Here is a 17,719-nt window from a genome sequence, read left to right on the forward strand (position 1 = left end):
TCGAAGCATCTCGCTAGTGTGGTAATCAACAACCGGATGAGGTTACCACACTAGCGAGATGCTTCGACTCCGGCTGCGCCTGCGCTCAGCATGACGGCCTTTTTCATCCGAAGCGAACAACGAAAAACCAACAACGAAAAACGACTTATGCACCAAGCCGCCGACTACCTCCGCCAACGCCTTCACGACTTTACGCCTGAGTTTGGCATTATCCTCGGTACGGGCCTTGGGGCCTTGGTCAAGGACCTGACCATTCACCACACATTTCCCTACGCCGAGATACCCAACTTCCCCGTTTCAACGGTGGAAAGCCACTCCGGCAATTTATTGGCCGCTGAGCTGGCTGGCCGGAAAGTGCTGGTAATGCAAGGCCGATTCCATTACTACGAAGGCTACACCATGGAGCAAGTGGTGCTGCCGGTGCGCGTGATGAAGCTGCTCGGTATCCAGAAGCTATTTGTGAGCAACGCCGCCGGTGGCCTGCACCCCGACATGGAGTATTCGGACTTGATGTTGCTCGAAGACCACATCAACCTGCAGCCTACCAACCCGCTGGTCGGCAAAAACCTTGACGAGCTGGGCCCCCGCTTCCCCGACATGCTGGAGCCCTATAATGCCAGACTGTTGCAGCAAGCCGAAGAAGCTGCCCGCACCCTCGGCTTCGCCAACAAAGTACGCCGGGGCGTATACGCCAGCCTGCCCGGCCCCATGCTCGAAACGCCCGCCGAGTACCGCTACCTGCGCACCATCGGGGCTGATGCCGTAGGCATGAGCACGGTGCCCGAAGTAATTGCCGCCGTGCACATGGGCTTGCCTGTGCTGGCTATTTCCGTCATCACCGACCTCTGCTCACCGGGCAAGCTAAAGCGCGTAGCCATAGCCGATATCCTGCGCGTAGCCGCCGACGCCGAGCCCCGGCTCACGGCGCTATTGAAGGCCGTGGTCGAAATGCAGTAAGCTTTAGTTCATACCCACATAAAAAGGGCGCCGCAAGATTGCGGCGCCCTTTTTATGTGGGTATGAAATGAATCAAGGTATAAGGCCGAACTCCAGTGTGTTTGTCTCCTTCGCATTGTTGTTCTGATGCAGCAGAATTTGCTCGGGCTGCGAACCACCATTGGGCCAACTGCCATTGATGCTGTACGTCTGGATGTCGCCTTTATGGTCGGTTAGTTCAAGGCTGTGGCCGGCGCTGGTAAGCTTCCATGTACCGTTGAATTCAGTGCCAGTCGCCAAGATGGTTTGCGTGTAAATGTGCTGTGCTTTAAAGGCGAGAGTGTAACGGTCTTTGATATCGTTGCCGGAGCTAATAACCTGGCCGTCACCGAGAATTTTATCTAGCTGCCAAGTATGAAGCAGTTGAGAGTCAGCCAAACCGGGTGGTGGAACACAGCCGCAATCTTGGTTGTTGCAGGCAGTGAGCATACCAGCCAGCAACAGCAGTAGTAAAAGGAAGTGGTAAGTGTGGCGCATAAGCAAAAAAGGAATGAAATACGTATCAGTCTAACAGATAACATGGGGCCGCCGAATGGTTGCAAGCACCATACCTAATTAGGTAGTTTCTGTTGCCTCTACCTAATGTTGAGCCGCTTTCGGCCGTAGCTCAGTATCGTAAATACCCCAATGCCGCCTTCCACGGTGCTCTTAATGGAAGAAGGCTGCGAAAACGGGTTGCCGTTGGCATTGCGCGCATCGTTCACCGACTGCCGGAATAGGTAGTAGGGCCGGTCGAAGTGGTAGAGCGTTACAAAAAGCCGGTCGCCAGGATCGAAGATGTAGCTGGTGCCGAGGGTGAAGTTGGTGCCGTCGTTGAGGCGGTCTTCCACGTCGTAGTCCACTTCGGGGTCGTCGGAGATACTGTCGCGGTGAACTTGTAGGCGGTAGTAGTCGCCCACTCCGGCGGGGTCGGTGAAGTTGGTTAATACAAAAGCTTCGCGCGACTCGGGAGGCAGGTCGTTGTATTGATATTCCACCGAATCGATGGGGACGCGGGTGGGCATGGTGGCAGTGCCCGTCACGCGGCGGCCTTTGGTGTCGGTTACTTCCAGCTTAAACGTATCGCCGGGGCGGGCCACCACCCGACGCAATCCAATGTGCGTGAAGGCTTTACGAGTAGTGCGGTCAGCCGCCGGGAAATAGCGTAGCTCTTGCACTTGGCCGTTGGGCAGTGTGAGCTTCACGGTGACGTCGCTAGGAACTACCGGGTCGGGGCTAGAAAGGTAGGGCACCGATTCGGTCACGGTGAGGCGCGGAATCTGGCCGTTTTCGAGGTAGCACTCCACCACCAGCTGCGCGGGCAGGACGGGCAAATCCACCTCAATGTTCTTCTGCAAGTCGCAGCCTGCAAATGGCACCAAAACCAGCAGCCAGGCCAGCCGTCTAAAAAGCAGAGAAGTAGTTACGAACTTGAACATAAAAGCAATGTAGCAACAAACCGGAGTACCAGAAGCGGTACTTAAAACTTGAAATTGTAGGTCACGGCCGGAATAACGGGGAACAACGAAACCTGCCGGGCCCGGTAGCCGGTCACGGGCGCATCGTCGTCTGCCCGAATCTGGTCGAAGTACACGAAATAGGGGTTGCGGCGGTTATAAGCGTTGTACACGCTGAACGTCAGGTCCGACTCTGTAAACCAGCGGTTGGGCTTCATCCGCCAAACCAAGCCAAGGTCCAGCCGATTATAGGAGGCCAGGCGGTAGGAGTTACGGTCGGGGTAAACCGGCACCGCTTCTATTTCGCCCCCAAACACATCTTGCACTGCAAAGCGGCCCGCGGGCAAGGTGGTGGCATTGCCGGTTGTATACACAAACGAGCCGGTCAGGTTCACTCGCTCACTGAGCTGGTGCAAGAGCACTACCGTAAGGTTGTGGCGCCGGTCGTAGTTGGGGTAGAAGGTCCGGCCGCCGTTGATGCCGCTGGTTTCGCGCTGCGGCGGAAACCTGCGCTTGCTCCACGAGAGCGTGTAGCCGATCCAGCCGGTCGTGCGGCCGGTTTTCTTCTCTATATAAAACTCGTTGCCGTAGGCCCAACCCTTGCCAAATAAGAATTCGGTATCCAGGTCCGGATTTACAAACAGTTGCGCGCCGTCCTTGAAATCCACCTGATTCTGCGCCCACTTGTAGTACACTTCGTTGGTAAGCAAGTACTTGCCATCGCCAAGCAGAAAGCTAACGCCCGTGGCCACCTGCTGCGAGCGTTGCGGCTTCACCGACAGCCGCGAAGGGTACCAGATGTCGGTGGGCAGGGTGGCGCCAGAGTTCGTCACCAGGTGCACGTACTGGTACATCAGGGCGTAGCTGGCCTTGAGCGACGTTTTGGGCGTGAGCGAATAGCGGGCCGAGCCCCGCGGCTCGAGGCCGCCGTAGGTGTTGGAGCCGCTTTGGAAGCCGGTTAGCCGCAATCCGTACTCGAACTGCCATTTGTCGGAGGGTTTGAAATTGTCGGAGGCGTACACGGCGCCTTCCTGCCCGCGGTAGTTCACGTCGGACCCGATGTTGAGGCGGCCGTCGTCGGAGCCGGCTTGGAGGCGGCCCACCCCAAAAAGATGGGAGGTAGCCTGCACTCCAAACTTCAGCGCGTGCCTGTCGTTGGGGGCGTAGTCGAGGTCGGTGCGGATGGAATAGTCGCGGATGTCGGAGGCCAGGTTGAAGCTGAACTGATCGAGCTTGTTGGTGACGTCGTACTGATAGTTGGTGACGGAGGCGGTGGTGTTGAGGTAGAGGCGCTTGTTGAACACGTGGTTCCAACGGGCCGCGCCCACCGTGTTGCCCCAGGTAAACATGAAATCGAAGCCCCCTTGCGAGGCAAAAGCAAAGGCATCGCGCCCGTAGTAGCCGCTCAGAAACACCTGGTCTTTGGGGCCGAGGGTGTAGTTGGCTTTGGCGTTGAAGTCGTAGAAGTAATAGTCTGGAATAGGGTTGTACTCCGGGTCGGCTTCGTTAAGCTTATTGATTTGGCGGGTAAAGACATCGAAGTAGGTACGCCGCCCCGATATAATAAACGAGCCTTTATCTTTCACAATGGGCCCTTCCACCGTCAGGCGCGAAGAAATCAGTCCTAAGCCACCGCTCACCCCGAATTTCTTTCGGTCGCCCTCCCGGAGCTTCACATCAATTACCGACGATAACCGCCCGCCGTACTGCGCCGGAAAGCCACCCTTGTACAGGTCTACGCTGGCTACGGCATCGGGATTGAACACCGAAAACAGCCCGAACAAGTGGCTAGGGTTGTATACCAGCGCATCATCCACGAGTACCAGGTTCTGGTCGGAAGAACCCCCGCGCACAAACAAGCCGCTGGTTCCTTCACCGCCGTTTTGCACGCCGGGCTTAAGCTGCAGCGTTTTCAGGATGTCGACTTCACCGAACAGCGCCGGCAGCAGCTTGGCTTCCTTGGCTGTGAGGCGCTCCACGCTCATCTGAGTGGTTTGAAGCTTCTGCTCCAAGGTGCCGGAGCCTTCCACTACCACTTCATTGAGCGTGTTAGTTGATTCCGGCAGGTTAAACGACACCTTCTGGTCGCGGGAGAGGTTTAATTCCCGCGTTTGGTTTAAGTAGCCAATAAAGGAAACGACCACCTGGTAGCGGCCTGCGGGCAGCACCAGCGAATAGAAACCGGCCGCGTCGGTCGTGACACCCGTACCCAGGGCGGGAACCGTAACGGAGGCACCGGGTAGAACGTCCCGGTTGCCGTCTGCCCGCACATAGCCACTCAACGTGTAGCTGCCCTTCGACTGAGCTGATGTTGGAGGGGCAAGCAGGAACCCAAAAAAGCTAAGAATAAGGAGCAGATACGGTAAACGCATTCGGGGGGGATAAGTGCAGTTGCCACAAAGGTAGGCTGCTTAGTAACGCCCCAACGCCCCGGATAGTTTGTAATACAGCTCTTCGTTTCTGTCTGGAGGAGCTTATCCCAGAAAGGGTTGTACCGCTTGGGCTAATTGCGGCGCCGGCACCACGCCCGACTGCCGCCACACCGGTTGTCCTTTATAAAACAGAATCAGAGTTGGAATGCCCTGCACGCGGAATTGTTGCGCCGTTGCGGGGTTGCGGTCCACATCCACCTTGATGATTTTGAGTTTGCCTTGGTGCTGCGCGGCTACTTGCTCGAGAATAGGCGCCATGGTTTTGCACGGACCACACCAATCAGCATAAAAATCAACCAGCACGGGCATGCCAGGACTGTTGATGAGTTCGGAGAATGATTTTTTGGGCATGGCAACTAACAGTTGAATAGGTTTGGGCCAGGCTGTTGGAACGACAGCCTGAAGTACACTGCATACGAAACGCGTAAGTCCACGTTCCCGAAGGCGAGGCCTTTACCGCAAAAAGGCCCGATGCGTACGCACCGGGCCGTTAGATAAACGTTAGGACTGTATTATTTCTTTTTGTCTGCTATGATGGTCGTAACATCGTTGGCAGTTTCAGGGAACGAGAATTTACCGCTAACCACTTTTTTGCCTCCTACCTGACACTCCCATACATAAGTGCCAGGCAAGGCGCGGGCGGCTTCTCCCGTTTCGGCCTTGAAATAGTCGGGCTCAGTAGGTTCGGAAGGGAAAATCACGTCGATACCGTTCTGGCCACCAGCCACTTCTTTTACTAGAATATACACCTTGCCGCTGGTGTTATTGGTAACAACAAACTTGGCAGAATAAGCGCCCAGGGAGCCAAACTTATCCATAACACCAAGTTTCATGAAGGCATCGGTGGAAACCATCCATGTTTGCGCTTTTAAGTCGGTCGAGGACAATAGCATCAAAGCCACCCCTAGACCGGCAACTCGTAACAGAGAAGTGAGTTGCTTAGAAAAATTAAGAGTAGAAACGCCCATAAGTATGATGATAAAGTGAGAAGGCAAAAAAAGAACAGAAAAGTGAAAAAATTAAGACGACTTACTGTTAAACCGTTCGAGTCCAACCAAATATAGAAGTATTCTGCTCTGGCTGGTGCTGTAACCGTTAGTTTTTTTATCCCTATTCGGGAAACTAGCTGCTTAGATATCGTTGTTTTCAACATGCTAGTTATCATCTTCCTATGCCGCGTCGTCCTATTTTCGATTCCCAATCTGAACTTGCTGCATTCACGGTTAAGCCTGCTGGCAACTGTTGTGCCTTGTGTGAGCGGGAGGTACAGCAGTTGTCGCGGCACCACTTGATACCGCGCGAGGAAGGTGGCCGCCACGGCCCTACTGCTGACCTTTGCCAACCCTGCCACAGCAGTGTGCACTTACTGCTCGACAACAAAGAACTAGCCCGCCAATACCACACCATTGAAGCGTTGCGCAGCGCCGAAAAACTGCAGAAGTATTTGCATTGGATTCGCCGCAGCCGAGTGGAGCGTATTTCCAACCGTCGCAGAAACGGGTGACGGGTTACATTCAACAATTATCATTTAACAATCAGCTATCGGCTATCGGCACCTGGTAGGCAAGTGGGGTATGGCTTCCGTTTAGCGCTTGATTGCATGTTGGTATGCTAAGGGTTGCTACTTGTAGCGTCACGACCGATCAGGACAACCGATATTTGCCACCTGCTTGTTACATGATAAATGGTAATTGTTAAATGAGGTTCGTTTCTTTCCGGCAGCTTCGCCAGCAGCCAACTATTGTGGTGGACAGTGTGGGTTTGTGCGCGGCACTTACGCTGGCGCATTGGCGCGGGGCCGCCACGCCAGCGCCGCTGCGCGACGATACCAGCGCCGGGTCCGTGCTCCGGGCTTTGCATGCGCCCGAAACACCTGGTATGGAGGCTACGGCCGTTACGGCCAATCATTTCGACGTAGATGGGTTTGTGGGCGTGTGGAGCTTGCTGAACCCGGAGCTGGCTTTGCGCCACGAGCACCTGCTTCGCCTCACCGCCACCCTTGGCGACTTTCGGGAGTTAAACTGGCAAGACCCGCTGGCCGACCACGCATTGCGGCTAGTCTGCTGGCTCAATGCCCGGGAAAAGGAGCTCTTCTACGTGCCGTTTGGGGCGCCCGCGCTACGCCGCCGCGAAGACGAAGCCTCGGCCGAGAAGTTCGAATGGTTTCTCCCGCGCTTTCAACAGGTGCTGGAAAACCCGGAAACCGACCGCGCCGCGTGGGAGCCGGAGTACGAGCGTGTACAACAAGCTGCCGCCGTGTTGCGAGAAGACAGCACCACGCTCACCCGCTACCCCGAAATTGGCTTGGTGGTTGTGCGGACGCCAGAGCCGCTGCCGTACTACGCGCTATTCGGGCCCACCGCTGGCTACGACATCGTGCTCAGCCTTTACGATGGGCAGCGCTACGAATTCGAGTACAAGTACACCACCTGGATAGACCTCGAAAGCCGTCCTACACTGCCCCGCCTGCCGCTCGATGGCTTGGCAACTCAACTCAATGCCCGCGAGCAAGCCGCCCACCGCTGGACGTTCGACGGCATCACCGATACCGGGCCGCTGCTGCGCCTGGCTGGCAAAAGCCTTAACAAAGTCCAGCGCTACGCCGACCCCGACCAGCGGCCCATTCATGCCTCTTCCATCGCGCCGGAGGATGTAGAGCAATTGGTAGTGGCTTTTTTCCAAGGGAAATATGCTGCCATACAGCCTAAACGGTATTGGACCTGGCCAGAAATCAAGGCGGCCGGCCAGTAACGCAAAGCCTCTACGCGTTTCGTCGCCCGGCTGTAGAGACGCGACACTTCGCGTCTCGCCGTTGCTGAGGTTGTTCCGTTGGCTGTGGCGCGAAGCCTGCGCTTCGCGCATCGTTGAACGATGCTTATTTGCTACAGCGTGGCTATTTGTTGTTCAACGACGCGCGAACCGCAGGCTTCACGCTATAGCCTTTGACACTACAAGACCTGCTCTTGATAGGTCGTTCAACGTAGAGACGCGAAGTGTCGCGTCTCTACAGCCGGGCAGAAGAATGCGCAGAGGCTTTGCGTTACACTTCTTCGCCGAAGCCTACAATCTGTAGCGAGCTGATGCCGCCGACGCCTTTGCGCACGTTGATTTGGGTGCTGACGCGCTCTTTGAGGGCTTCGACATGGGAAATGATGCCGATGGTTTTGCCGGTTCCCTGCAAGGTTTCAAGGGCGGAAAGGGCCATATCCAGTGCATCAGGGTCGAGGGTACCGAAGCCTTCGTCGATAAAGAGCGTATCGATTTGGGTGCGGTGGCTGGCCAATTCTGATAGTCCTAAGGCCAGCGCCAAGCTCACCAGAAAACTCTCCCCACCCGATAAGGAGTTCATCGTGCGGCAGCTGCCTCCTTGGTACTCGTCCACGATAAGTAGGTCGAGGTGCTGGTCGGGGTTGCGCAGGATGCGGTACCGGTCGGTGAGGCGGTGCAGGTGGCGGTTGGCCAGGTCGGTGAGGCGGGCCAGGGTGAGGCCCTGGGCAAATTCGCTGAACTTCTTGCCATCGGCCGAACCGATAACCTCTGCCAGCTGGCGCCAGCGGCGGGCTTCCTGCTGCTGGGTTGCGAGTTGCTCGGCCAGGGCGGCGTGGCGCTCTTGGCCGCTGCGGTGGTCGAGTAGGCGCTGCTGCCGTTGACCTAGCTGCTGATTTAGAGTGGCTAGTTGCTGGTTGCTGCTGGTTAGTTGCTGTTCTATCGACTCTAAGGGCTCCTCGGTGAGGGCGCGGGCTTGCTCTTGCTGGAGCTGCTGCGCCAGGTCGGTGAGGGTTTGCTGAGTGACGGCCAGGGCCTGCTCGTGGCGCTGGAGCTGGTCGGCGAGGCGGCGCACCTCGGGGTCGGGGAGGAGCAGGGCGGTGAGGGCGGCCGGGTCGGGGGCGAGGCCGGCGGCGGTAAGGGCGGCGGTGAGCGTGGTGTGCTGCAACTCCCGAAGCTGCTGCTGCGTCTGGGCATCCTGCTCCCGTTGCTGCTGTTGCGTGTTGGCGAGGATCAGGGCGGTTTCGTGCTGTTGCAGCGCCTGTTCGGCCTGCTGGCGCCGGGTTTCGGTTTGGCGCACCTCTTCTTCCAGCTGCTGACGGGCGTGGGCGACATCAGCGCCAGGGAAAAGCTCCTGGCGCTGGCGCTGCTGTACTTGGATAGCATTGTACTGGTCGAGTACGGTTTGCTTGCGGGCGCGGAGCCAAACATCCAGCTCCGTCTTCTGCCGTTCAGCTTCAGTGGCAGTTACGCTTACGCCGCTCAACTCGTTCGTGGCTTTGTCGCGCTGCTGCTGCTTGTCGGTGAACTCCTGGATGCGTAGGCGGGCCTGCTCCATGAGGGCGCGGCCGTTTTCCTCGGTGAATACCATCCCGAAGTTTTCGAGCTGGCTTTGAATCATGATCCGAGCGGCGGGGCCGCGCTCTTCGGCATCGGCCAGCTCGGCTTCCAAGTGCACCACGGCCTGCGCGTACTCTTGCTGCTGGCGGGTAGCGGCTTCCTGCTGGCTGCTGGCTTGGGTGAGGTGCTGGTTGGTGACATTGTGCTGGTCGCGCAGCTCTTTTAGCTCTTGTACCAGCGCCTTCACTTCTTCGGCGGCCCCTTTCTCACCTGATTCGGGTAGCAGCTGGATGGTATCGGTCGGCACTTCCGTTGGTTCGGGGCCGGCTTGCTCCAGCATGGTCACGTAGGTATTGAGGCGGTTGAAGCGAGTACCCAAAGCCCTTACTTTCTGGCTCAAGTCCTCCTCGCGTTGCCGGTCGTGCTGAAAAGAATCTTCGTTCACACCTAACACGCCCGCCAGGTACGGGTGCTCAGTGGCGCCGCACACGGGGCACGGCTGGCCGGACTCTAGCAGTTGGCGGGTGTCGGTGTGCGACAAAATCAGCTGCTGCATTTGCAGGCTGCGGCGCAAATCGTCCCAATGCTGCTGCTCTTTTTCCTGCTCGCGCACCAGGCTGGCTACGTGGTAGCGCAGGCGGCACAGCCAGACGTTGCGGGTATTGAGGGCGGTTTGCTGGCGGGTGGTGAGGGCCTGCAAGCGTTGGCTAGCTTCGGCGGCAACTTGCTGGTGGCGGGTGGCGGCCTCCGTGGCCTGCTGCTGGCGCTGACGGGCTTCGTGTAGGCGTTGGCGCAGCTGGCCTAGCTCCGCTTTCAAGTACTCCCACTGTTGCAGGCTGGCCGAGAGGTCGGGCAGCGTTTCGTTTAGCTCACTTACGTTGGCGTTCAGCTCCAGCCACTTGCTTAGCTCGCGCACTTGCTCGCGCAGGGCGCGGGTACGGCCAGCGGCTTGTTCGGCCGTAGCTTTCAAGGACTTGCATAACTCGTTTTTCAACTCGTACTCTTCCTTCGCCAACTGCAGCTGCTTATTGGCTTCCCGCATCAAGCCGTCTAGCTGCTCGGCTTCCCGCAGCTTGGGCTCTTGCAGCTGGCGGGTAGCGAGGGCCGTTTCGTAGGCTTGCTGTGCGGTGGCGCGGGCGGCGGCGGCCGTGTCGCGGAGCTGCTGGAGCTGCGGGAGGCGCTGCCGGAACTGCTCGGCCTCCTGGCGCAGGCGGGCTATATGCGTGTCGGACTGCCGGAGCAGCGCCCAATCGGTGGCGAAGGGCGCCGCCTGCGTGTGTAAAGCCAGGCGCTGCTTGAGAGGGGTGAGGATATCGGTTTGGGCCGTGAGTTGAAGCTGGCGAGTCTGGTTTTCCTGGTGGCGCGTGCGCAAATCCTGCAGGCGCCGCAGCCAGATTTGGGTTTCCAGAAGCTTCTGCCGGGCAGTGGTAGCTTCTTCGAGCTGCTGTTGGAGCTGCTGGATTTCCACTTCCAGAAAGGCCACTTCCTCGGGCGAGAGCAGCACCACGCCCGCCAGGCCCGTGCGCAAGGTTTCCACTTGCTGCGCTTCCTGCTTGGCTTTTTCGAAAGCGGCTCGCGAGATGTCGGAATACTTTTTTGTGTCGGTAATCTTCTCCAACAGCTGCGCCCGCTCGCCGGCCGTGGCTTTCAGAAACTTGGTGAAGTCGCCCTGCGCCAACAGCACCGAGCGCAGAAACTGCCGGTACTCCAGCCCGCTCAGCTCGGCCACCCGCGGCGGCACCTTCGACTTGTAGGTTTCCAGAAACGGCCACGATTCTTCGCCGTCTTCGGCTACTTTTCGCTCGCTCAGCTCCATGCGCGGGTCTTGCAGCTTGCCATCGGGGCGCTTGCGGGCGCGGTACTGGCCCCATTTCGAGCGGTATTGCTGGCCGCTCACTTCAAATTCCACTTCGGCCCAACTCTCGCCGGTGCCGTGGCTCATTACCTGCTCGGGGCCGGTGGTTTCGTGGCGCGGCACCTGCCCGTAGAGAGCCAGCGTAATGGCATCGAGAATGGTGGTTTTGCCGGCTCCCGTTGCTCCGGTAATAGCAAACAGCCCCGCATCTGAGAGAGGCGTCTCACTGAAATTGACAGAGTGCTCCCCGCGTAGGGAGTTGATGTTGAAGAAGCTGACGCGGAGAATTTTCATCGAAGTAGCCAGCTAGGGGAGGGGCCGGAGAATAAAGGATAACAGCGCAACAGTGCACGTTTGCTACTTGAACAACCCCGTCACCAGAAGATTCAAGAAGGCTGAGCTGCCGCGTAGCTAAATGTTGTGCTTCACTACTTTAAAGTAAAAGCTAATCTAGCCCCGCTTGCTGCTTTGAACCACGAAAATACTGTAAAATGACAGGACTATTGTTGGTTTTAGTTTAGGTGCGAGGCGGCATGCGTGTTTTCAGAAGCTACCAGCTCTGGCTTTTACTTCTAGCTTTGGCGCCAAACCTGCAGTGAAAGGTTCTTGTGCTGCTTCGTTCTGCCGTAGCCCCACCCAAGATGCGCTCTAAGTCACGTACACTTGCTTGAAACTCTACCGCATGCCAAAACTGCTTTTTGCCCTTCTGACACTGTTTTGCCTGAAAGCTGCCCCGGCTGCTGCCCAAACCGGTGACTTGGTGGATTTGGTGAACCCCTTGATGGGTACGGATTCCAAGCCCGACCTTTCTAATGGCAATACCTACCCGGCCATTGCTTTGCCGTGGGGCATGAATTTCTGGCTGCCCCAAACCGGTAAAATGGGCAACGGGTGGGCCTACCAGTACAGTGCCGACAAGCTCAAAGGGTTCAAGCAAACCCATCAACCCTCGCCCTGGATGAACGACTATGGGCAGTTTGCCCTCATGCCCATCACCGGCAAGCTGCGTTTCGAGGAAGAAGAGCGGGCCAGTTGGTATTCGCACAAAGCCGAAGTGGCCACGCCCTATTACTACCGCGTCTACCTCGCCGACCACAACGTAACCACCGAGCTAACACCTACCGAGCGGGCCGCCCGTTTCCGCTTCACTTTTCCTGAAACCGACAGCGCCTACGTGGTACTCGATGCCCTCGACAAAGGCTCGCACGTGCAACTGCTGCCGCAGCAGCGCCGCATCATCGGCTACACCACCCGCAACAGCGGCGGCGTGCCCAAAAACTTTCGCAACTACTTCATCATCGAGTTCGACCAGGATTTCACCAGCACCACCATTTACCAGGACAAGGTGCTGGATGGGAAGTTGCTGGAAGCCACCGCCAACCATACCGGCGCGGTGGTCGGCTTCAAGACCCGCAAGGGCGAGCAGGTGCAGGCGCGCGTGGCGTCGTCGTTTATCAGCCCCGAACAGGCCGAGCTGAACTTGCGGGAAATAGGCGCTGACGACTTTGAGGCGATAAAGCAAAAGGCAAAAGCGGCCTGGAATCAGCAGCTGAGCCGGGTGGTGGTAGAAGGCGGTACGGACGTGCAGCGGCGTACCTTTTATTCCTGCTTGTACCGCGCTTTGCTGTTTCCGCGCAAGTTCTACGAGGTAGATGCCACCGGCAAAACCGTACACTACAGCCCCTACAACGGCCAGGTGCTGCCCGGCTACATGTACACCGACACCGGCTTTTGGGACACGTTTCGGGCTTTGTTTCCCTTCCTCAACCTGCTCTACCCCAACGTAAACACTGAAATCCAGGCCGGCCTCGTAAACACCTACAAGGAAGGCGGCTGGCTGCCGGAATGGGCCAGCCCCGGCTACCGCAATGTGATGGTGGGCAACAACTCGGCCTCGGTTGTAGCCGACGCCTACCTGAAAGGCCTGCGCGGCTACGACATTAATACGCTGTACGAAGCCATGCTGAAAGGCGCCAACAGCCAGGGTCCCTTGGAGGCGGTGGGTCGGGCCGGCGCCAGCTATTACAACAAGCTCGGCTACGTACCCTACGATGTCAAGCTCAACGAAAACGCCGCCCGCACCCTCGAATATGCCTACGACGACTTCGCCATTGCACAGCTTGGCCAGGCCCTGAATCGGCCTAAAAAGGAAGTTGCCCTCTACACCAAGCGCAGCCAGAGCTACCGCAACCTCTTCGACAAGCAAACCCGCCTTATGCGGGGCCGCAACCAGAGTGGCACGTTCCAAGCGCCTTTCAACCCTTTCAAGTGGGGCGACGCCTTCACCGAAGGCAACAGCTGGCACTACACTTGGTCGGTGTTTCACGATGTGCACGGGCTGATGCAGCTCATGGGCGGCCCCAAGCCCTTCGTAGCCGCCCTGGACACGGTGTTCACCCTAGCCCCGATTTTCGATGCGTCCTACTACGGCTCGGTGATTCACGAAATCCGAGAAATGCAGATTGCCGACATGGGCAACTACGCGCACGGCAACCAGCCCATCCAGCACATGGTGTACCTCTATGCCTACGCCGGTCAGCCCTGGAAAACGCAGTATTGGGTGCGCGAAGTCCTTGACCGCCTCTATCAACCCACCCCCGACGGCTACTGCGGCGACGAAGACAACGGCCAGACTTCGGCCTGGTACGTTTTCTCGGCCCTCGGTTTCTACCCCGTCTGCCCCGCCACCGACCAGTACGTGCTTGGCGCCCCGCTTTTCCCGAAAACCACCCTGCATCTCGCCAACGGCAAAACCGTCGTCCTCAACGCGCCCGCCAACAGCGCCGCCAACCGCTACGTGCAAGCCGTGCGCGTCAATGGCCAGCCCTACACCCACAACTGGCTCAGCCACCAAGCCCTCATGCAAGGCGCCATTGTCGATTTCGATATGGCCGATAAGCCAAACACCACCCGCGGTTCTGCCGCCGCTGACGCGCCCTATTCCATGTCGAACTCTAAAAAGTGAAGCCATCCTGTGGGGATGTAGCGCGGAAATCCGTTCCGCGACGAGCGCCGCGAGTTCCTACGCGGCTGCCTTGTATAGTGCGGTACAGCATACTCGCACTGCTCGTCGCGGAACGGATTTCCGCGCTACAGTTTATACGCCTAGTCGAAAGTATACTCCCCACAAACTGAGCTGCAAGAACAGGTAGAGACGCGACACTTCGCGTCTCGGCGTTGAACGACTGGCTTCAACAACTGGCTTGAACAACTGGAACCGCTCCTTGTAAGCAACCTCAGCAACGCCGAGACGCGAAGTGTCGCGTCTCTACAGCGTACTTGCAGTGCACTTTGCGACACGAATAAGTACCTCGGGTTGCTACTCCGGGACGCCAAAATTTGGCGAGCCGTCCGCGTTCCAGATGAACGGCTTCGCCCGGACTTGGCGCGCCCAACCAGCCTGGCTGCGGCGGGCGGCGTGGTAGATAATGTAGTCCTGCTGGTCGATTTCCACGAAACAAGCATGGCCCGGCCCGAATATGGTATCGGTTTTCGAGAACACGGGCTCGGGCTCTTTGCGCCAGGAGGCGGGATCGAGCATATCGCTGCCGAGGTACGTGAGTTGGCCGAGGCAGTAGTCGTCGGTCCAGCTGCCGCTGGCGGAGTAGACGATGAAGATGCGGCCGTTGCGGGTCAGCACTTGCGGGCCCTCGTTTACGTGGGGGTAGCCTTGCTTTTCCCACTCGTATTCCGGCCGGGAAATGCACACTCGATCCGAGGCGATAGTCCACGGGTTGCTCATGCGGGCGATGTAAATGTTTTGGCTGACGTTGGTAAACCCTTCCCACCCCGACCAGACGAAATACAGCTGCCCATCATCGGTAGCCAGCACCGTCCCGTCGATGGCCCACCGATCGGTTGGAATCTGAAGTTGCCCTTGGAATTCGTAGTCGCCTTGGGGGTGACCGGAAATGCCTTCGAGGGCGAATAGCCGTTCGGCACCGTTTTTGGCGTTGTAGAGGGCGAAGTAGATGTACCACTTCCCGTCAATCAGCTGCAACTCGGGCGCCCAAATCTCCACGTACTCGGGCGTGGTGCCTTGCTTGCCTGGCCATACCTGCACCAGTTCGGCGGTGGCCATTTCCTTTAGATGGGAAAACTTGCCGACCATAACTTTCTGCTTTAGCCTATCCACGGTGCAGTAATACAGGCTGCCTCCGTGCGAAACAACCCATGGGTCCTCGCCATCTTCTACCAGCACGTGCGTTTGGTCGCCGCTCGGCGGCAGCGCCCGGGCGTTGGCCGTCAGCTTATTGATTTCTGCTACGGTCATCGGCGCTAACTGCGCCTCTTGGTAAATATGGTCGTTGGGTATATGCTTACTCACGCTTTGTAGGCTGGAGTTGATGAATGTTGTTCACTAGGAACGTCATGCTGAGCTTGTCGAAGCATCTCGCGTGCTGAGGTTGTGATGGTAAAGGAGTTTACCACACGAGCGAGATGCTTCGACTGCGCCTCCGGCTCCGCTCAGCATGACGTTCCTTTGATTCTGATTTTCATTACGCCTCGCCCATCATCAGGCCTTCGATGGTATGTCCTTGCTCGATAATCTCCAACTCATCGACTATCCGGCAGGTGAGGTGCTGCTTGAGGCTTTCGGGAAGGGTGGCGTAGAATGCTTTACTGACTTGCAGGTCGTGGCGCTCGGCGTTGTTGGCGGTGGGCGCATCTACGCCGAGTACCAGCGCGGGCCGGGGCTTATCGGAGTAGTTGGCCGTACCACGGTGAATGGTCAGGGCCGAGCGGGCGGAAATGTCGCCCATCTGCGGCATTTTGCGTTGGGCGCGCTGCTCGTAACGGGGGCTGTTCGATTTGGGCGGGAACATACCGTGTTCGAAGTCGATGGGCAAGTCCCACTGCGTGCCGGGGGCTACTTCGAAGGGGCCCATATCCTCGGTCACGTCAATGGTGGTGAGGTTGAAGGCCAGTGAGTTGAGACGGCGACCGATAGTAGTGTCGTCGGGGGCGGGAAAGTCGCGGTGCCAGGGCTGGTTCACGGCGCCGGGGTTGGGCACGTCGAAGCCGATTTCCACAATTTTATACTCCGGTCCGAGCACGGTTTCGCACACTGCCGTCACCCACGGATGCGTGGCTAGCTCCACGAAACCACGAATGTTTTCGGGGTGAATCTCAACGTAGTGCCGCTTGGGGCCACGGCCGAGGGCGCCACCGGGGCGCTTGAGGGCGGCTTCATAAAGCACGGCAATGTCTTCGCCGAGCTGCTGCGCCCATTCGCGACTGAAGGCTCCTTTCAGGCCAATGATACCGTCGCCGTAGAGCCCGCCCATGATTTGAGCAATGTCGTAGGCGGTTTTGGTGGGGTCAATTAGCTGCGCTGTTTCCATAGTGAGTTGCTGTTAAGTCATTGGTGACGCTCATCTGGCCTGCTGCCACGCCCATACGCCGCGTCACCAGTCCGGTCTGCATTTCTAACGAATCTGGCGGGGCTTAGGTGGCGTTTGCCACTAAAATGGCGGTGATTTTAATGTTTCGGAGTATAACAGGTACGGGGTACTTAAAGCCTATCCGAATAGGCTCTCAAAACATCATGCGGCAGGTAGTGGAAAGTCAAGCAAGCTTTTCGGCTCTTCGTGGCTTTAGCCCATGAACTTACTACCAGCCGACGACCAGCATTTCATTCCGTTGATTTCAGGTTACGGCTTTAAAGTCACTTTCGGCAACGAAGCCAACAGCCTGTTTCTGCGCCGGGCCTTGCAGGCGCTCATCCAGTCCGACACCGCCATTGAACAAGTGACGTTTCTTCCCAACGAGTTGAGCCGGCTCACGAAAGACAGTCCGGCATCTATGACCTGGCCTGCCAGGATGCGGCCGGCAACTTCTTCATCGTGGAGATGCAGCTAAGCGAATATCCGGAGTTCATTCAGCGGATGAAGTTCTACTCGCTTTACCGCTTCAATACGCTGGTCAAGAAAGGCCACTATTCCTTCGGGAATCTGCCGCGCATCTACTGCATCGGCATCCTGGCGGCCAATATCTTTCCGCACCTCGCCGACTACCACAACACCACCGTGCTGCGCAACCAGCGCGGCGAGCTAATGGACGACCAGACCACGTTCATCACCGTAGAATTAAGTAATTGGTATTACGCAGCCGGAACTTGTAAATATCTTTGCTACCCCTGTTGGGAGGCATCCAACCAGTTCTTATAAAACATAACGATACTACATTCTCATCACAAACAATTATGAAACCGATTACCTTGCTTGCCTTCGGATTTTGCTGCGCGTCATTAGTAGGATTTAATTTAAAGCCACCGACTCCTAACTGCCTAGGCACCTGGAAAGTACAGTTAGTTTATACTGAAAACTACTGTGATGGCTCCACTGGTATAAAGGAGAAAGCAACGGGTGGCTTAGAAAATCAAGTATGGATAGTAAGCCAGGAAAAAGACAGTTATGTACTGGATACTGGTCAGCGTCTTGGCCTACTTAAAGGCGGGCAGTTTATCGGCAAAGAGTTACATTTTAATAAGATTGTCGGTGACAAGGATCCTGCCGGGGCCCGACAGATTGTTTTCACTGTTGATAAAAAAGGCAAATTGACGGGTAAATGTAATCTGGCTCCCACTACGACAGACGGTATATGTATCAAACGATACACTTTGATCGGACAACGTTAACTATCTTAATTATAGCGGTTTCGGGAACGGAGTC

15 protein-coding genes are annotated in these 17,719 nt (G+C 57.2%); 7 read left to right on the forward strand and 8 right to left on the reverse strand.

Going from position 1 to position 17,719, the window contains the following annotated elements; all coding sequences use genetic code 11:
* Positions 1-90 precede the first annotated feature (90 nt).
* Positions 91-957: a purine-nucleoside phosphorylase gene (locus VF639_RS11125; RefSeq protein ID WP_331145977.1), complete on the forward strand. Its 867-nt coding sequence runs from the start codon at positions 91-93 to the stop codon at positions 955-957.
* A gap of 72 nt (positions 958-1,029) precedes the next feature.
* On the opposite strand, the gene VF639_RS11130 is transcribed toward VF639_RS11125, so the two are convergent.
* The 5 genes from VF639_RS11130 to VF639_RS11150 form a co-directional block, all read right to left on the reverse strand.
* Positions 1,030-1,473, reverse strand: coding sequence for a hypothetical protein (locus VF639_RS11130; protein ID WP_331145978.1), 444 nt, complete (start codon positions 1,471-1,473; stop codon positions 1,030-1,032).
* A gap of 98 nt (positions 1,474-1,571) precedes the next feature.
* Positions 1,572-2,414 carry a DUF4249 domain-containing protein gene (locus VF639_RS11135; RefSeq protein WP_331145979.1) on the reverse strand — a complete coding sequence of 281 codons (843 nt, stop codon included), beginning with the start codon at positions 2,412-2,414 and terminating at the stop codon, positions 1,572-1,574.
* A 41-nt stretch (positions 2,415-2,455) separates the two neighbouring features.
* Complete coding sequence (locus VF639_RS11140) at positions 2,456-4,804, reverse strand: TonB-dependent receptor (RefSeq protein WP_331145980.1); 2,349 nt, start codon at positions 4,802-4,804, stop codon at positions 2,456-2,458.
* 102 nt (positions 4,805-4,906) lie between these two features.
* Positions 4,907-5,215, reverse strand: a complete 309-nt coding sequence (gene trxA / locus VF639_RS11145; RefSeq protein ID WP_331145981.1) for a thioredoxin — start codon at positions 5,213-5,215, stop codon at positions 4,907-4,909.
* A gap of 161 nt (positions 5,216-5,376) precedes the next feature.
* Positions 5,377-5,832, reverse strand: coding sequence for a hypothetical protein (locus VF639_RS11150; RefSeq protein WP_331145982.1), 456 nt, complete (start codon positions 5,830-5,832; stop codon positions 5,377-5,379).
* 203 nt (positions 5,833-6,035) lie between these two features.
* Between VF639_RS11150 and VF639_RS11155 the strand changes: the two genes are divergently transcribed.
* Together VF639_RS11155 and VF639_RS11160 are read left to right on the forward strand one after the other, a co-directional pair.
* A complete protein-coding gene (locus VF639_RS11155; RefSeq protein ID WP_331145983.1) occupies positions 6,036-6,368 on the forward strand; it encodes an HNH endonuclease in 333 nt (110 codons plus the stop codon).
* 194 nt (positions 6,369-6,562) lie between these two features.
* Complete coding sequence (locus VF639_RS11160; RefSeq protein ID WP_331145984.1) at positions 6,563-7,615, forward strand: DUF6687 family protein; 1,053 nt, start codon at positions 6,563-6,565, stop codon at positions 7,613-7,615.
* A gap of 289 nt (positions 7,616-7,904) precedes the next feature.
* Here the strand turns inward: VF639_RS11160 and VF639_RS11165 are convergent, their stop codons facing one another.
* Positions 7,905-11,339: an AAA family ATPase gene (locus VF639_RS11165; protein WP_331145985.1), complete on the reverse strand. Its 3,435-nt coding sequence runs from the start codon at positions 11,337-11,339 to the stop codon at positions 7,905-7,907.
* Positions 11,340-11,727: 388 nt separating this feature from the next.
* Between VF639_RS11165 and VF639_RS11170 the strand changes: the two genes are divergently transcribed.
* Entirely contained in the window at positions 11,728-14,010 is a 2,283-nt protein-coding gene (locus VF639_RS11170) for a GH92 family glycosyl hydrolase (protein ID WP_331145986.1), read from the forward strand.
* Positions 14,011-14,364: 354 nt separating this feature from the next.
* Here the strand turns inward: VF639_RS11170 and VF639_RS11175 are convergent, their stop codons facing one another.
* Both VF639_RS11175 and VF639_RS11180 read right to left on the reverse strand, forming a co-directional pair.
* Entirely contained in the window at positions 14,365-15,372 is a 1,008-nt protein-coding gene (locus VF639_RS11175) for a glycoside hydrolase family 43 protein (protein WP_331145987.1), read from the reverse strand.
* Between the two features lie 172 nt (positions 15,373-15,544).
* Positions 15,545-16,390 (reverse strand): phytanoyl-CoA dioxygenase family protein, encoded by an 846-nt coding sequence (locus VF639_RS11180; RefSeq protein WP_331145988.1) that lies wholly within the window; start codon positions 16,388-16,390, stop codon positions 15,545-15,547.
* Positions 16,391-16,649: 259 nt separating this feature from the next.
* Between VF639_RS11180 and VF639_RS11185 the strand changes: the two genes are divergently transcribed.
* From VF639_RS11185 to VF639_RS11195, 3 genes are read left to right on the forward strand one after another with little or no spacing between them, the layout of a single operon-like run.
* Positions 16,650-16,907, forward strand: a complete 258-nt coding sequence (locus VF639_RS11185) for a hypothetical protein (protein ID WP_331145989.1) — start codon at positions 16,650-16,652, stop codon at positions 16,905-16,907.
* Positions 16,892-17,215: a PD-(D/E)XK nuclease family transposase gene (locus tag VF639_RS11190; protein ID WP_331145990.1), complete on the forward strand. Its 324-nt coding sequence runs from the start codon at positions 16,892-16,894 to the stop codon at positions 17,213-17,215. Before VF639_RS11185 ends, VF639_RS11190 begins: the two co-directional genes overlap by 16 nt.
* Positions 17,216-17,250: 35 nt before the next feature.
* On the forward strand, positions 17,251-17,685 hold the full coding sequence (locus VF639_RS11195) for a hypothetical protein (RefSeq protein WP_331145991.1): 435 nt from the start codon (positions 17,251-17,253) through the stop codon (positions 17,683-17,685).
* The last annotated feature ends 34 nt before the right edge of the window (positions 17,686-17,719 follow it).

It is taken from the genome of Hymenobacter sp. (assembly GCF_036387835.1).
Classification (GTDB): Bacteria; Bacteroidota; Bacteroidia; order Cytophagales; family Hymenobacteraceae; genus Hymenobacter.

Coding starts and splice junctions, on each gene's coding strand:
- VF639_RS11125 (WP_331145977.1), top strand. CDS start 91: ATGACGGCCTTTTTCATCCGAAGCGAACAACGAAAAACCAACAACGAA.
- VF639_RS11130 (WP_331145978.1), bottom strand. CDS start 1,473: ATGCGCCACACTTACCACTTCCTTTTACTACTGCTGTTGCTGGCTGGT.
- VF639_RS11135 (WP_331145979.1), bottom strand. CDS start 2,414: ATGTTCAAGTTCGTAACTACTTCTCTGCTTTTTAGACGGCTGGCCTGG.
- VF639_RS11140 (WP_331145980.1), bottom strand. CDS start 4,804: ATGCGTTTACCGTATCTGCTCCTTATTCTTAGCTTTTTTGGGTTCCTG.
- trxA (WP_331145981.1), bottom strand. CDS start 5,215: ATGCCCAAAAAATCATTCTCCGAACTCATCAACAGTCCTGGCATGCCC.
- VF639_RS11150 (WP_331145982.1), bottom strand. CDS start 5,832: ATGGGCGTTTCTACTCTTAATTTTTCTAAGCAACTCACTTCTCTGTTA.
- VF639_RS11155 (WP_331145983.1), top strand. CDS start 6,036: ATGCCGCGTCGTCCTATTTTCGATTCCCAATCTGAACTTGCTGCATTC.
- VF639_RS11160 (WP_331145984.1), top strand. CDS start 6,563: ATGAGGTTCGTTTCTTTCCGGCAGCTTCGCCAGCAGCCAACTATTGTG.
- VF639_RS11165 (WP_331145985.1), bottom strand. CDS start 11,339: ATGAAAATTCTCCGCGTCAGCTTCTTCAACATCAACTCCCTACGCGGG.
- VF639_RS11170 (WP_331145986.1), top strand. CDS start 11,728: ATGCCAAAACTGCTTTTTGCCCTTCTGACACTGTTTTGCCTGAAAGCT.
- VF639_RS11180 (WP_331145988.1), bottom strand. CDS start 16,390: ATGGAAACAGCGCAGCTAATTGACCCCACCAAAACCGCCTACGACATT.
- VF639_RS11185 (WP_331145989.1), top strand. CDS start 16,650: ATGAACTTACTACCAGCCGACGACCAGCATTTCATTCCGTTGATTTCA.
- VF639_RS11195 (WP_331145991.1), top strand. CDS start 17,251: ATGAAACCGATTACCTTGCTTGCCTTCGGATTTTGCTGCGCGTCATTA.